This window comes from Bradyrhizobium sp. P5_C12 (genome assembly GCF_054049735.1).
The window spans coordinates 45,840-61,239 of record NZ_JBFULU010000035.1; the positions used below are offsets into that span (position 1 = coordinate 45,840).

The window sequence follows — 15,400 nt, forward strand, 5'->3', positions numbered from 1 at the left end:
GGGGAGGCGAGATGGGGTTCGTGGGAGGGGTGGGGAATTGTGTGCGTTGATTATTCGCAACGCCGGCGCCTCAATCTCCACTGTCGTCCCGGCGAAGGCCGGGACCCATAACCCCAGGGAACAGTTTGGCGAAGATTAGTCGTTCGGGACCAAGACCACCCGCAATCGATAGATTCCGCGGTATGGGTCCCGGCCTTCGCCGGGACGACCCGGGGAGAGTTTAAGTTTGCCTTCCTTGCGGATTGAGAAAGAACTCACCCCCGCCGTCTTGCCGCCGAGGCGTCCACCACGTTCTCCACCTCCTCGCGCCACGACAAAATCTCCATCGCCAGCACGGGGTGATTGAAGCCCTTGAGCACGAGATCGTCGAGCGCGCGGGCCTCGACGAAGGGTTCGACGATGCCGTAGACGCGCCGGGCCACCACGACCTGGCCGGCCTTGGCCTCGTCGCAGAGGCGCGAGGCGAGGTTGGTGACGCTGCCGATCGCGGCATATTCGAGCCGCTGCTCGAAGCCGATCTGGCCGAGCGTGGCGTAGCCCATGGCGACGCCGAGGCCGAAGCCGAGCGAGTGGCCGCGGTTCTTCCATTTCTCGGTCAGCTTGCCGATCGTATCGCGCATCTCGACCGCCATCTTCACCGCGCGCTTGGTGTGGTCGGCGAATTGAATCGGCGCGTTGAACAGGATCATCACGCCGTCGCCGGCAAAGCGGTCGAGCGTGCCCTCGTAGCGATGGATCAATTCGCCGAGCGCCGCGTGGTATTCGCGCAGCACGTTCATCGCCTCTTCCGGCTCGGTCGCCTCGGTGAAGGAGGTGAAGCCGCGCAGGTCGCAGAACACCACGGTCACCTCGCGGCGGTGGCTGTCGAGCAGCGCATCGTGGCCGTCGGAGGAGGCGATCAGCTGGGCGACCTGCGGGGCGAGGAAACGTTCGAGCCGCTTGATGCGGCCGATCTCTCCCAGCTGCTTCTCGACGCGCTCTTCCAGCGAGCGATTCCAGTTGCGGAGCTGCTCGGTCTGCTCCTGGAGCTTTGTCGCCTGCTGCTGCACGGTCTCGTGCGCGGCGGCGAGCTCACGGCCCTTGTGGTCGACCTCGCTGAACAGCCGCGCATTGCGCATCGCCAGCACCGCCTGGTGCGCGAAGGTGCGCATCAAGGCGGTGACGCTGCTTTCGAACTCGCCGCTGGCGCGGCGCAGCACCACCAGCGAGCCGAGCGTGCCCTGCTGGTCCACCAGCGGCACCACCAGCACCGCGTGGAAGCCGGCTTCGATCGCGGCGTCCCGCAGCGGCTGCTCGGCGGCCTGGTCGAGATCGGGAAGCGCGATCGGCTCGCAGCTCGCCGCCGCATCGCTCAGGATGTTCTGGCCCTCGTCGATCGTGACATGGGCGCCTTCGGCCGATTTGTCGATGCCGCTGGCTTCGACCAGGTTGAACCGGCGCGTTTCGGCATCGTAGCCGTAGATCACCACCGCATCGGCATGGGTGATCTCGATCGCGCGCGCCGCGATCGTCGGCAGCACGGCGTTGAGATCGAGCGAGGAGGCGACCGCGCGGCCGACCTCTTCCAGCACCTTGAGCTCGTTGATCGACTGCGCGAGATCGCGCGTGCGTTCCTCGACCTTGGTCTCCAGGTCCGAATAGGTCTCCTGGATCTGGCCGGCCATGCGGTTGAACTGTCCGGCAAGGTCTTCCAGCTCGTCGGAGGTGTGCACCTCGATGCGATGGCTGAAGTCGCCTTCGCCGAGCTTGTGCGCGCCGTCGCGCAGCGCGGTGATCGGGATGATCATGCGGCGGGCGAGCAGCGTGCCCGCGAGGATCGCGACCATCAGGCCCATGCCGATCAGCAGCGCGATGCGCACGAGCTGGTCGCGGATCGGCGTCAGCGCCTGGGTGGTCGGCTGTTCGAACAGCACGCTCCAGCCGAGTTTCGGCACGACGCTCGCGGCGGTCAGCACCGAATGGCCGTTGAAGTCGGTGCCGGACGTGTCGGGCGCGCGGCCGGGCGCGATGGCGGCGGCGACCTGCGGCAGCTTCGACAGGTCCTTGCCGATGTCGGGCCCCCTCGGCGACGCCGCGAGCACGCGGCCGCGCGGATCCACGACATAGGCGAAGGCGGCCTTGCCGACCTGGGCATCGGACAGGGAGTCGGAGAGGAAGCTGAGATCGATCTCGGCCACGGTGACGCCGGCGTTGAAGCCGGAATGCGCCACCGAGATCGACATGACCGGCCTTTGATCGACGAAATAGGCCGGCGCGTAGCTGACGCCGCGGGCGACGGTGTCGGTGAAGCGCATGTCGCGGGAGAGGTCGGCGTTGCCGCCGGTCGTGGTCGACTGGCGCGAGACGCGCAGCACCTCGCGGCCCTCGCCATTGAGCTGGTACAATTGGGTGACGACGGCGACCTGGTGCAGGAGCTGGGCGTAGTCGGCGCGGCGCTTCTCAAGGGTGTCCTGGCTTGCCCGCGTCACCCAACTGATCTGGCGCTCGAGTTCGGAGACCGATTGCTCGATGCGCCGCGCGGCGGCCTGCGCCTTGTCCTCCAGACCGTCGGTCAGCTGTGTCTTGGTGGCGCGGTAGGAGATCCAGGTCTCCATCGCGCCGTTGACGGCGAGCACGAACACGACGAGGCCGACGAGGGAGACGACGTATTTGGCGAACAAGCCCTCGCGCAGAAACCTGGTCTTGTCGGTCGCCCCTGCCATCCGGATCCTCTCGCGCCGCCATCGACGCTGCGCGCTACGGGCCGTACGGGCCCGACCGCACTTCTACCACAATTTGGGCCGGGGGACCGGCGGAGCGGCCGACGTGGTTACCCGCCGTGGAACGCCTGACGGGCCGGCCGGGTGGTGAATTGTCGCAGGACGCAAGCTCCGTCGATCACCGATTGAAGAGCTGCCGCAGCACGTCGTTCATCGGCTGGCTGTCCTGCTGTGCGGCCGGCGGGTCGTCCTGGGCGGGAGACGCGGGCGAGGCCTGCGGCGCCGGGGTCGACGGCGTTGCGGGCAGGCTGCGGCTGCGGCCGGTACCACCAGTGCTGGTGCCCGTGCCAGTGCCGGTTGCAGCGCCGCCGGAGAGCCCCTGCTGGATCAGGTTGCCGAGCGCCTCGCCCAGCGGGCCGCCGAGCAGATTGTTCTGCCCCGGCTGCTGCGTTTGCGGATTGGCATTGCCTGGGGCGGTACCGCCACCCGGCGCGGCGCCGCCGAGCCCGAGATTGCCAAGGATATTGCCGAGCCCGGCGCCGTCCGGCCCGAACAGGCCTTTGCCCATGTCGCGCAGCTTGGCATAGGCGGCGTCCGGATTGTCGAGCATGCCGGCCATGTCCGGATAGATCCGCGGCTGCGACCAGGAGCCCTGGATCATCACGGGGATGCCGAAGCCGACCGGCTCGGAGGTGCGGCCCTGGCCTTCGGTCGTCATCACGAGCTTCGGCTCGACGCGAAAGCCCATCATCTTGGTGTCGAGTGCGATCGTACCGGCGCCGGTCACGCGCACCAGCGGCCCGATCAAATTGAGATCGGTCGTCACAGCCTGCCCCTTGTCGACGCGGAAGGAGGCGGAGAGCTGCGACAAATCCGTGCTCTGCTCCTGGCTGGGGTTCTGGTTCTCTTGCCAGCCGGACAGCGTGCCTGTCGTGAGCGAACGGATCATCTGCGCGACATTGATGCCGCGGATGGCGCCGTCCTGGAAATTGACGAAGGCGGTGCCCTGCATGTTGGTCATCAGCGCGCGCTGGCTGGTGCCGGCGCTGCGCAGTGCGAGCTTGGCTTGCAGCTTGCCGTCGATCCGGTCGAATTCGGCAAGGCCCTTGAGCAGCGGCAGCGCGCGCACGCCGGTGAGGTCGGAATGCATGGCGAAGCTCGGTGCGCCGCTGGTCGCATCCAGGATCATTTCGCCCGAGACCTGGCCGCCATAGGCGCCGAGATTGGCGGTGCCGGCCTTCAGCACGCCGCCGGCGAGCTTTGCATCGAGTGCGAGCGGCGCAAGGCGCGCCTCGCCGATGACGGCTTCGTTCGCCGATATCCTGATTTGCGCATCGACATAATTGAGCCCGGAGACGTCGATCGGCGCGTTGCTCCAGGGCTGCCCAGATGCACCGTCGGGCGACTTCGCCAGCGGAATCGTCAGCCGCTGGAAGTCGAGATCGACCTTGACCAGCGGCTTGCTCGCGATGTCGACCGAGGCCCAGCCGTTGAACGCGCCATCGCCAAGCGAGCCATTGACGCTGTTGATCATCACGACGGAACCGTTGAGCCGCATCTCGGCATGGCCGGAGAGCTGGGATTTCAGCACGTCGGGCATGTCGATGGCGAAATCGACCGGGATCGTCGGCCGATCGGTCGGCGGTGCGGGCGTGACGGCCTTGATGTCGAATTTGGTCGGATGCTCGCCGACGCGCGCAGTGCCGGTGATGTTGACGTTGCGGTCGCGGCCGGTGACGGCGTCGGCATTGATGGCGCTGATGCGGCTCTCGGTGCGGTCGCGCACGCGGGCGAAGGCGACTTCGCCGTCGATGACCTTGATGCGCTCGATGGTCACGCCATCCATGTCAGGCGCGAGCAGCTTGGGCGACGCTTCGGCGTTCGGCAGGCGCTCGCGCAGCAGCGGCTGGTAGAGCACGGGATGGGTGATGACCAGCTCGGTGATCTTCGGCCGGCCCGACCACGCGCTGGAGAGCGACATGTCGGCCTGCACGCTGTCGATCGTCAGGCGCGTGATGCCGCTGCGATCCTTGGCGTCCTGGAGCGTGAGGTCGTTCAGCGTCACGTTCAGCGTCGGCCACAGGCTGATCCTGGTGGTGCCGTCGATCGACAGGCGGTAACCGGTTGCGTTCTCGACCCGCGACGCAATCGTCGCGGTCAGGAAACCCGACGGGATTCCGATCACCAGGAGAAGTGCGATGACGGCGATCACGGCGGCGACCGCAGCGCCGGCGAATTTCACTATTCTCATGTCGACTTTCCAAACAGGGACAGCGGCGTCGAACCCGGCCGGGCGCATGACCCGCCATTGCCCGTCAGTCTATCCCGGGACGGGAAACCGCTCCAAGCGGCCAAAAATAAACAGGGGATGCTGCAAAGTTATGTGACTTGTGACACACTTCTCCATGGTGAGTTCATGATGTTGATGTTTCCAAGGGTATTGCCGAGGGAATTGAAATGAGCAAGCAGGCCGAATTTGCGGTCATTCTGAAAATGAACCCGATGTTCGCCGATCTCGGCACGGACGAGCTCCAGCGGCTGTCCAATCTTTGCCACACCCAGCATCTGGCGAACGGCGAGGTGCTGTTCCAGAAGGGTGATCCGGGCGACGCGCTGTTCGGCGTGCGCCGTGGCCAAGTCCGCATCGAGACCGGCGCCTCCGACGGCAGCCGGCTGACGCTGAACTTCATGGGTCCCGGCGACCTGTTCGGCGAGGTTGCGGTGCTGGACAGCCAGAGCCGCACCGCGGACGCGACAGCAGGCGAGGTCAGCGAGCTGTTCGTGCTGCGGCGCGAAGATTTCCTCGCCTTCCTCGAGCGGGAGCCTAAGGTCGCGATCAAGATCATCGCGCTGCTCTGTCAGCGCATCCGCTGGCAGAGCGAGCGCATGGAAGAATCCATGCTGCAACCGCTGCCGGTGCGGCTGGCGCGGCGGCTGTGCGCGCTCGCCGCCGATTTCGGCTCCGAGGTGCACATCTCGCAGGAACAGCTCGGCGTTTTCGTCGGCGCGGCCCGCGAGAGCGTCAACCGCCAGCTCCAGGCCTGGCGCAAGGAAGCCATCCTCGATCTCCAGCGCGGCCGCATCCTGCTGCGGAACATGACCAAGCTGACCGCGATCGCGCGGAACGAGTAGAGCGCAGCTAGGGCGTGCACTCATAAATTCGTCGCGTCCGCTTTGCTCTCAGAAGGCGACTTTGAAGCCGACATGACTGCATGTCGGCCTTGGGCCAACAGGCATCACAGGCCAGGCCGGATATAACAGAGGGCGCCTCCCCTACCGGAGACCGCCAAGGCTGACGAAAATGACAAACCACTCGACCCCAGACCTGAATAGCATCAAGTGTTACGGTGGTCGTTGGCCCGATCCTAACGTGCATCCAGACGAGCCGACTTGGATCTATTACGAGGTCGACACCGTAGCGGATGTTGTCTTGCGCACGGTTGACGTCTTCGCTGACGGTCGCATTGAGCGCAACAGCATCGCGCTTGAGGAGCGGAAGGGGAACAGATGTCCATCGCTCGTGGAAGGTCCATTCATCGAGACCGTGCGCAGCATTCCGCTCAATCTCATTACGGCCATTGAATTCGAGCAACTCTGGCAACGGGGGACGGACACGCCGTTTTGGTTCCCAGACGGCTTTCCGAAAACCGTCCAATTCTGAAGTTGCCCGAAGCTTAAGGTCTCCTTCGGGTCAAAGGCGGCAGTGTGGACCTGCGCAGGCCGATGTCCGACCTACTGCTGACAGCGACAGCGGACGTGGCAAATGCTTGAGCGTTGTTTGGCTGCGGGCCAGAAGCGGTCATCAGCTGGCAGACAAGCGCCTGCCTGCCTCCATGCTGACCCACTCAGGACGAGACCCGCTCTCCGGAATGAAACAGACGGCCCATTTGGGGCCGTCTGATTTTGCCTCGGAGCGGAGGACCTATTGGCAGAGATGCCGCAGACCGTCAGCACCCTTGAAATAGGTTCCGGGCCGGCAGACGATGCCGTTGCGAGCGGCGTAGGTGTTCCAGTTGCCGTGCCAGCCCATCTCGCCGGACATGGCAGCGTAGGAATTGCCCCAGCTGCCGACGGTAGTGCCCGCCGCCGCCGGCTGGCGATATGCCGTTCGCCGAGTTGATTGCCCATATCGATAGCCGGTGGGGGTATTCCCGGTTCCAAGACCCGTGCAGCTGGCGAATTCAGCTTGGCATTCGTCCGGATTGGAGAGGGCCGCCTGCGCCAGTGCAGCAGAACTGGACAGGACGGATGCCGCAATAACGACCGCGCCAAGAGCTTTCAGATTTATCATGGCTTCCTCCTTGCGCTTGGACCGTGGCGCACACTGCCACGCCTAGCAGTAGCCTATCGACGTTTGCGAGCCTGACGATGCTACTTCGGCGAAAACTCGCACGGCCGGGATTGGGACTGCTTTGTCCCAGTCCGTTCGTTGATCTAAGTCAAAATAGGAGGTCAAAAATACGTAGGTTGATCAGAGGTATCGCGGAACTAAGATAAAACTGCGATTTTCGAGATGCCGCGATCATGCTGCCTGCACTGCTCTTGCAATCCGAAGCCAAGTTCTCTCGACGCTCATCGGTGCAAAATCGATTGTCTGCCCAATAGGAGTTTCTGTTTGGGGGAGAACAGTCGTGGCGTGGAGTAGAGTTTTCAGGTTTGACGATCTATTGGCGTGCCAGGCGGCGATTCGGTCTGCCGATGTAGAGGTATATCCCACAGCGAAAGGAACTCTGATCGGAGGCACGGGGCGACGGCATATCGTCGCCCATCATCGTCACTGAGTTCGACGAGCACCGTCTTGTCGTCGAGCTCCTCGACGATCGTCCCGACGTTTCCTCGCGCCAACCGGTGTTCCGGAAAGCTTGCCAGCAACGCGGATCTACTCCGCCGCAGGGTGCACGATGCTCTTCGGCACCGGCGCTGCCTGCGCCGGCGTGGCGCCGGAGGGGGCGGCTCCGTGATGATCGGGGGGCGCGGTGTCCTCGCTGTGCACGATCAGCCGCTTGCCGAAGCGCCAGATCAGGGCGCCGAGGTCGTCCATCACCATGAACATCGCGGGCACGAACACCAGCGACAGGATGGTCGAGAAGATCAGGCCGCCGATCACCGCAAGTGCCATCGGCGAACGGAACTCGCCGCCCGCGCCAACCGCGAGCGCGCTCGGCATCATGCCGGCGGCCATCGCGATCGTGGTCATCACGATCGGGCGGGCGCGCTTCATGCCGGCGTCGATCATCGCTTCCTCGCGCGCCTTGCCGGCGTGGATCGCCTCGATCGCAAATTCCACCAGCATGATCGCGTTCTTGGTGACGATGCCCATCAGCATCAGAATGCCGATCCACACCGGCGTGGTGAGCTGCTTGCCGGTGACCAGCAGCGCCGCGATTGCGCCGCCGATCGACAGCGGCAGCGAGAACAGGATGGTGATCGGCTGCAGGAAGGTTCCGAACAGCAGCACCAGCACGGCGTAGACCATCATCAGGCCCGCCGTGATCGCGGTGGCGAAGCCGTCGGACAGCTCGTTCAGGCTTTCGGCGTCGCCGGAGGGGCTCACCTTAACGCCCTTCGGCAGGCTCTTCATCACCGGCAGATCGGCGATCTTCTTGGTGGCGTCGCCGAGCGCGGCGGTGCCGACGAGGTCGGCGGCGACGGTCGCCTGACGCTCGCGATCGTAGCGGTTGATGCTGGTCGGGCCCTGGTCGAGCTTGACGTCGGCGATGACCGAGAGCGGCACGCCGCCCTTCTCGCCGTGCTCGCCGAGCGGCACGCGCAATTGCTCCAGTGTCTTCAGATTGCCGCGCGCGGCGTCCTCGAGCTGCACGCGGATCGGCACCAGGCGGTCACCGACGTCGAATTTGGCGAGCGCAGGACCGACATCGCCGATGGTGGCGACACGGATGGTCTGCGACAGGCTTTCGGTCGAGACGCCAAGCCGCGCGGCGAGATCGGCCCGCGGCTCGACGCGCAGCTCGGGCCGCTCCAGCGAGGTTTCCGAGATCACGTTGGCGATGGTCGGGATCCGCTTCATCTGCGTCGCAAGCTCGCTCGCGACGTTGTTGACGATGTTGGCGTCGACGCCGGTCACGACCAGCGAGATGGCGCGCAGGCCGTTTTCGTCGAGGAACCAGAAGCGGATGTCGGGAACGTTCTCCAGCTCCTGGCTGATCGAGAATTCGAGCTCGCGCTGGGTGATGTCGCGGCTGTCCTTGGGCGTGTAGTTGATGATCAGGGCGGCGCGACGGACCTCCTGGGTGCCCGGTGGAACGCGCCCGCCATCGACGAAGATGCTCTTCACCTCGGGCCGCTTGCGCAGGCGCGCGACGATGTCCTCGGTGACCTTCTCGGTGTAGGCGAGCTGGGTGCCCGGCGGCAGCTCGAGGGCAAGCAGCGAACGCGCGCTGTCCTGCGCCGGCAGGAAGCCTTGCGGCAGCAGCGTGATGCTCCAGATCGAGGCGGCGAAGACGCCGAAGCCGATCAGCACCGTGATGAAATAGTGCTTCACCGACCAGGCCACGATCCGGTGGTAGGACCGCAGCACGCGGCCGGGCGGCGGCTCCTCATGGGTATGGTGCTTGAGGAAATAGGCGGCCAGCACCGGCGTGACGAAGCGCGCGGCGAGCAGCGAGAAGAACACCTGCACCGAGACGGTGATACCGAACTGCTTGAAGAACTGTCCGGCGATGCCCGACATGAAGCTCGCCGGCGCGAAGATCGCGATGATCGTCAGCGAAATCGCGATCACCGCGAGGCCGATCTCGTCGGCGGCTTCCAGCGCGGCACGATAGGGCGACTTGCCCATGTTCATGTGCCGGACGATGTTCTCGATCTCGACGATGGCGTCGTCGACCAGAATGCCCGTCGACAGCGTGATGGCGAGGAAGCTGACGAGGTTCAGCGAGAAGCCGAGCAGGTCCATCGCCCAGAACGCCGGGAAGATCGACAGCGGCAGCGAGATCGCGGCGATGACGGTGGCGCGCAGGTCGCGCAGGAACAGCAGCACGATGACGACGGCGAGGATGGCGCCCTCGAACAGGGTCGAGATCGCCGCGTGGTAATTGCCCTTGGTGTATTCGACCGAGGTGTCGATCAGCTTGAGGTCGACGTCGGGGTAGGCGGCTTTCAGCGCTTCGATACGCTTCTCCACGGCCTCTGCCACCTTCACGTCGCTGGCGCCCTTGGAGCGTTTGATGCCGAGCGCGACCACCGGCTCGCCGTTGAAGCGGGCGAAGGTGCGGCGGTCGGCGATGGTGTCGGTGACGGTGCCGAGATCGTCGAGCCGGACCTCGCCGCCGCCGAACAGCGGGATCATGGTGCCAGCGAGGTCGCTCAGCGTCTTGGCGCCGGCCAGCGTGCGGATGGCCTGGTCGTTCTTGCCGATCTCGGCGCGGCCGCCGGCGACGTCGACATTGGTGCCGCGCAGGCTCTGGCTGACATTGACGGCGGTCAGCCCCATCGCCTGCATGCGGTCGGGATCGAGCGAGACCAGGATCTCGCGCTCGACACCGCCGATGCGCTCGACCTGGGCGACGCCGCGCACGCCTTGCAGCGCGCGCTTGACCACGTCGTCGACGAAATAAGACAGCTGCTCCGGCGTCTTGCCGGGCGAGATCGCGGCATAGGTGACGATCGGCAGGCCGATGACGTCGACGCGCTGGATCAGCGGCTCGGTGACGTTCTGCGGTAGGTTGGAGCGGACGCGCGTCACCGCGTCCTTGACGTCGTTGAGCGCGCGGTCGGTATTGGTCTCCAGCGCGAACTGGATGGTGGTGACCGACAGGCCGTCGGTGATCGACGAGTTGATGTGCCGCACACCCTCGACGCCGGAGACCGCGTCTTCAACCGTCTTGGTGACCTGGGATTCGAGCTCCGCGGGCGCCGCGCCGAACTGCGACACCGCGACCGAGATCACGGGAATGTCGGCCGAAGGCAGCCGCGTCACCGCGAGCTTGGTGAAGGAGACCCAGCCGAGGATCAGCAGGATGATCGAAAAGACCACCGACGGCAGCGGATGGCGGATCGACCATGCGGAGATATTAAGAGCCATCAGCGTACCCGCGTGCGATCGAGTTCATCGGCGAACATTGTCTTGATCTGGTCGCCGTCATGGAGCGAAGAGCCGGCGTCGGCCACGACGATTTCGCCGACCTCGAGCCCTTCCAGGATTTCCGTTGCGCTGTCGGACGTCAATCCGACCCGCACCCTCCGCGTCTCGATCGTGTTGCCCTTGACGACCTGCACCGTGAGATGGTCGATCGCGGTCTTGGGAACCGCGACGCCGCAGCTTCGCTTGGCGTCGATGGAGGCGCGGGCGAACGTGCCGATCTTCAGCGAGGGATTGTTGGTGACGCTGATGCGGACGCGGCCGAGCTGCGTGGTGCGGTCGATTTCCGGCGCAACCAGCCGGACCCGCCCGATCAGGTCGGGCGCGTCGTCGCGGCTGATGCGGACGGTGGCGCCGGCGCTGAGCTTGGGCATGTGAACGGCCGGAACCTGCGCATCCAGCTCGATCTCGTTGTTGACGGCGATGCGGAACATCGGACCCGCCTGCGGCGAGGCCGGCGCGCCGACGATGGTGCGGACTTCGGTGACGAGGCCCGGGGCGGGCGCCTTCAACGAAATCGGGCCCTGCGCGCCGGGTCGTTGCGGCTGCCCCGGAATTTGCGGCGGCGCGGTCAGGCGCGCCAGCTCCTGGTTCTCGGTGACGATGGCGCCTTCGGTGACGAAGACGTCGGTGACCCTGGATCCTTCCTGGTCGGCGACGACCACGGCCTCGCGCCGCGGCACGAAGAAGCCGGTCACCCGTACGAGGTCGGAGAAGCAGGCGTTGGTCGACTTCGTCACGATGACGAGCGCCTCACCCGGCGTGTCCTTCGCCTCGGGGCGATGCCGATGCTCGAACAGATAATAGCCGACGCCGAGCACAACGATGAACAGGACGGTTCCGGCAGGCTTGAGATATTCGGAGATCTTCATCGCCGGATCATCCTGGCCTGGCTCGCGGCCGTCCGCGCGGGGCCTTGCGAGAGCATTTCCCTGAAACGAAGCGGCGTCCCGCAAGGCTGCGGGACGCGCTTCGGAAGCAAGCTTTTACACCACATCAGGACTTGTCACTTCAACAGGATTGCGCCGTGGTCACTTCGATGCGGTGGTCTTGTTTTCCATGTTGACGACCTGCACGCGGCGGTTCACCTCCGCCATCGGCTGGTTCGGGTCCTTCAGCTTGCTCTTGCCGTAGCCCACGGTGACCAGGTCGGTCGCCGAGATGCTGTACTTGTCGACGAGGTAGCGCTTGATCGAATCCGCGCGACGCTCCGACAGGTCCTGATTGTAGGCCTCGCCGCCGGCGGCGTCGGTGTGGCCCGCGACGACGAAGGTCGAGCCCTTCAGCTCAGGGCTGGTCAGCGCCCGGCCGAGCGCCTGAACCGAGGCCAGCGACTTGTTGCTGATATTGGCCGAGTTGTAGTCGAACGTGATCTCGAGATCGATGTTCGGCTTGTCCTTGGCGGCCGAGGCGATCTCCTCGCGCTCGGTCGACGAGAGCGAGCGCGTTGAACGGCCGCGCACGGACTGGATCAGCTTGGTCTCAGTCGCGCTCGGCGCGGGATCGGCCTGCGGGCTGATCGAGAGGCCGCGGGTCAGGGGCTTCTTCGGCGCGGGCGCCAGCGCGCGGATGATCTCGTCCTCGGTGACGTTCTTGCTGTTGCCGTCGTCGCCCGCGCGCGCGGGCGAGACCGGCAACGACAGAGCGGCGCCGATGGTGATGATCGAAAGGATCGCGGTAAGTCCTCTGACAGCCAATCTCATTGCCAGTCCCTCCTGCGCAGCAAGTCCGCGCGGTTCCAAAATTCTGCACTAGGGCCCCCAAAAGGCCGCTTGCGGCATCCGTCCGATTAGTCTTCGCCGGGCCGCCGAGGGTTCGAGGCGGACCGGCCTCAATTCAAAAAAATATCAACGTACTCCGTAACTTGCGAATTCCTGAACGATGTTCGGATCCATCGCTTTGGCGTTGGCGACGTCGAGCGCCCCTTCCTGGGCCGAGCCGTTGCGCTGCTTGGCGATCCCCCGGCCAAACAGCGAGGACGTCAGGCGCGGGTTGATCCTCAGCGCCGCGTCGAAATCGGCGATGGCGTTCTTGACCGCTCCCGACTTGAGGTTGACCAGCCCGCGGCTGTCCAGCGCATCGACGAAATTCGGCCGCAGCCGCAACGCCTCGTTGCAATCCTTCAGCGCGGCCTGGAGATCGCCGACCACGGTGCGGGTCCAGCAGCGGTTGTTCAGCGCCTCGACGTCCTTCGGGTTGATCCGCAGCGTGTCGTCGAAATCCTTGATGGCGAGGCCGTAGGCCCCCTTGCTGGCATAGACCTGGCCGCGCCGGTACAGCGCGTTTACGTCGTCCGGATTGGCGGCGATCTTGGCCGTCAGGCTCTTGACGGTCGGGTCGTCGGCCAATGCGGCCTGGCTCGGGCCGCTATCGGTGCTCGGCCCGGGGCCGGGATCGGCCGGCTTCACGGGCGGCGGCGCCGGGGGCAGAGCGGCCTCCACCTGCGGCTTTGGCGGAGCTGGCGGAGCCGGCGGGGCTGGCGCGGCGGTTGTCTCAGCCGGAGGCTTCGGTGCCGGAGGCGGCGACGGTGGAGCGGGCGGAGGATTGTTTGCGACCACGGGCGGCGGAGGTGCCGGCGGCTGCGCGGCTGCCGCCGGGCGCGATCCGCTCGCACCCGGAATGAAGGAGAAATCCTCGGCCAGCGAGGACGAAATCCACGGCACCTGCTCGCCACGCGAGGCGCGGGTGACGCCCATCTTTGTGCGATTCAGCGTTTCTTCCGCCATCAGGTCGGGGACGCGGATTTCCTTCAGCAGTTCCTGCACGAACAGGCTGTGTTCGCCACCGGCATCGGACACCACCGAGGCCAGCGCCGCCGAATACATCACCAGCGTGCCGTTCGGCGCGATGACCGGCGTCAGGCCGGCGGAGAAGCTGCGGAACCTGCGCTCGAACGGGTTGCGCCTGCTGGCGTCGATCAGCGCGATCTTGACCCCGGCGCCGCGGGTGTTGAGCTCGCCAAGGACGGTCTCGAGGCTGAAACCGTCGCGGCGCACATCGGATTCGGTCCAGATCTGCGCATCGATCGGAAGCATGTAGCTCTGGCGGGCCGACTGGATGCCGAAACCGCTGAAGAACACCAGCGCCACCGAGCCCGGCTTGATCTTGCCGTAGAGCTTGTCGAAGGCACGGCGCATGCCGTCGCTGGTCAGGTTTTCGCCGATTTCGACGGAAAAGCCGTCACGCTTGAGCTCGTCGGCGACGTCGCGCGCGTCGTTGAGCGGTTCCTTGAGCGGGGCGTCCGCGTCCGGATATTTGGCATTGCCGATGACCAGCGCATAGCGGTCGCCGGCCGCCAAGGATGGCGCGGCCGCGACGAGCGAAACCAGCAATGGCAGAAGAAGAACGAAGCGAATTTTCATAATCAGCGCGGTCCAGCCAAAAAGGCGCCGTTCCCAGCTTGCGCCGCGGCGACCTTAACTTACGCAATGTGCATTATCAAACCGGGGAAGTGGGGCGTCAACCGCTTGCAGATTCGGCGTTATCGCGACATTTGACCGCGACGCAGGGGCGTGCCGCGAGGGGAATGAACGGGCGGTCACGATTGCACTCGAGGCTGTCCGGTTGGGCATTGTGGCAGTCATGTTAGGACAGCCATGGCGACGATAATGTGATTGGTCTCACATTATGGGCCAGTCTGCGTTGCAATGCGCGGTGTTTGACCTTTCCGGTGGACGATGGCTTGCTGCGATGGATCGTCCCGTCCACTCAGAAAAATAAAAGCAAAGACCAAAAACCATGGGAAACGCCCACGAAATCTACGCGCTCCGCTATGCGACGATGTCGCCGCGCACCCCCAGCATGAACTTCCTGGCGCCGGATCCGCATGACAGCGCGGCGCAGGACCTCGACTATTTCGTCTGGCTGATCCGCGGCGGCGGCCGCGACATCCTGGTCGATACCGGCTTCAATGCCGAGGAGGCGAGCGCACGGGCGCGCAAGCTGACGCTCAATCCGGTCGATGCGCTGGAACGTTTTGGCGTCGCGGCGTCGAGCCTTCGCGACATTATCGTGACGCATCTGCATTACGACCACGCCGGCAATCTCGATCGCTTCCCGAACGCGCGCTTCCATCTTCAGGAGCGCGAGATGGCTTACGCGACCGGGCGCTGCATGTGCAACGGCCTGCTGCGGCATCCGTTCTCGGTCGAGCACGTCACGCAGATGGTGCGTCATGTCTACGGCGAGCGGGTCACGTTCTATTCCGGCGACGGCGAGATCGCGCCGGGCGTGACCGTGCACCGCGTCGGCGGTCATTCGGACGGCTTGCAGGTGGTGAAGGTCGAGACCGCGCGCGGACCCGTGGTGCTCGCCTCCGATGCCGCGCATTACTACGCCAATCTCCAGCGCAGGAGCCCGTTTCCGATCGTCTACAATGTCGGCGACATGGCGGCCGGCTGGGAGACGATCGAGCGCCTCGCCGGCCATCCCGACCGGTTCATTCCCGGCCATGACCCGATCGTGACGGAGATTTATCCGCGTGCCAGCGACAAGGTCGACGTCTGGGCGCTGCATTTGCCGCCGTCGAGATCGTTTGCGAAGTGACGGAATCCGGGGCGTGTACTTCTAAGTCCTAGGCGCGGCTCAGATCGGGCGGGCC

The 15,400-nt window shown here is 65.3% G+C and carries 11 protein-coding genes; 3 read left to right on the forward strand and 8 right to left on the reverse strand.

Annotation, left to right across the window (positions count from 1 at the left end):
• Nucleotides 1-254: 254 nt before the first annotated feature.
• Together ACXJMY_RS26750 and ACXJMY_RS26755 are read right to left on the reverse strand one after the other, a co-directional pair.
• Nucleotides 255-2,702 carry an adenylate/guanylate cyclase domain-containing protein gene (locus ACXJMY_RS26750; protein WP_456622339.1) on the reverse strand — a complete coding sequence of 816 codons (2,448 nt, stop codon included), beginning with the start codon at nucleotides 2,700-2,702 and terminating at the stop codon, nucleotides 255-257.
• 175 nt (nucleotides 2,703-2,877) lie between these two features.
• Nucleotides 2,878-4,950: an AsmA family protein gene (locus ACXJMY_RS26755; protein ID WP_456622340.1), complete on the reverse strand. Its 2,073-nt coding sequence runs from the start codon at nucleotides 4,948-4,950 to the stop codon at nucleotides 2,878-2,880.
• Between the two features lie 206 nt (nucleotides 4,951-5,156).
• Here ACXJMY_RS26755 and ACXJMY_RS26760 point away from each other — a divergent pair, with 206 nt between their 5' ends.
• Together ACXJMY_RS26760 and ACXJMY_RS26765 are read left to right on the forward strand one after the other, a co-directional pair.
• Nucleotides 5,157-5,831 carry a Crp/Fnr family transcriptional regulator gene (locus ACXJMY_RS26760; RefSeq protein ID WP_456622341.1) on the forward strand — a complete coding sequence of 225 codons (675 nt, stop codon included), beginning with the start codon at nucleotides 5,157-5,159 and terminating at the stop codon, nucleotides 5,829-5,831.
• A 169-nt stretch (nucleotides 5,832-6,000) separates the two neighbouring features.
• Nucleotides 6,001-6,360, forward strand: coding sequence for a DUF6881 domain-containing protein (locus ACXJMY_RS26765; protein ID WP_456622342.1), 360 nt, complete (start codon nucleotides 6,001-6,003; stop codon nucleotides 6,358-6,360).
• A 261-nt stretch (nucleotides 6,361-6,621) separates the two neighbouring features.
• Here the strand turns inward: ACXJMY_RS26765 and ACXJMY_RS26770 are convergent, their stop codons facing one another.
• The 6 genes from ACXJMY_RS26770 to ACXJMY_RS26795 form a co-directional block, all read right to left on the reverse strand.
• A complete protein-coding gene (locus ACXJMY_RS26770) occupies nucleotides 6,622-6,990 on the reverse strand; it encodes a hypothetical protein (protein ID WP_456622343.1) in 369 nt (122 codons plus the stop codon).
• 359 nt (nucleotides 6,991-7,349) lie between these two features.
• Nucleotides 7,350-7,571 carry a DUF4926 domain-containing protein gene (locus ACXJMY_RS26775; protein WP_456622344.1) on the reverse strand — a complete coding sequence of 74 codons (222 nt, stop codon included), beginning with the start codon at nucleotides 7,569-7,571 and terminating at the stop codon, nucleotides 7,350-7,352.
• A 7-nt stretch (nucleotides 7,572-7,578) separates the two neighbouring features.
• Nucleotides 7,579-10,743, reverse strand: a complete 3,165-nt coding sequence (locus ACXJMY_RS26780; RefSeq protein ID WP_456622345.1) for an efflux RND transporter permease subunit — start codon at nucleotides 10,741-10,743, stop codon at nucleotides 7,579-7,581.
• Nucleotides 10,743-11,672, reverse strand: a complete 930-nt coding sequence (locus ACXJMY_RS26785; RefSeq protein WP_456622346.1) for an efflux RND transporter periplasmic adaptor subunit — start codon at nucleotides 11,670-11,672, stop codon at nucleotides 10,743-10,745. The genes ACXJMY_RS26780 and ACXJMY_RS26785 overlap by 1 nt, the downstream gene beginning before the upstream one ends.
• 159 nt (nucleotides 11,673-11,831) lie before the next feature.
• Nucleotides 11,832-12,503 (reverse strand): OmpA family protein, encoded by a 672-nt coding sequence (locus ACXJMY_RS26790; RefSeq protein ID WP_456622347.1) that lies wholly within the window; start codon nucleotides 12,501-12,503, stop codon nucleotides 11,832-11,834.
• Between the two features lie 144 nt (nucleotides 12,504-12,647).
• Entirely contained in the window at nucleotides 12,648-14,162 is a 1,515-nt protein-coding gene (locus ACXJMY_RS26795; protein WP_456622348.1) for a caspase family protein, read from the reverse strand.
• A 376-nt stretch (nucleotides 14,163-14,538) separates the two neighbouring features.
• Here ACXJMY_RS26795 and ACXJMY_RS26800 point away from each other — a divergent pair, with 376 nt between their 5' ends.
• On the forward strand, nucleotides 14,539-15,345 hold the full coding sequence (locus tag ACXJMY_RS26800) for an N-acyl homoserine lactonase family protein (protein WP_456622349.1): 807 nt from the start codon (nucleotides 14,539-14,541) through the stop codon (nucleotides 15,343-15,345).
• Nucleotides 15,346-15,400 lie beyond the last annotated feature (55 nt).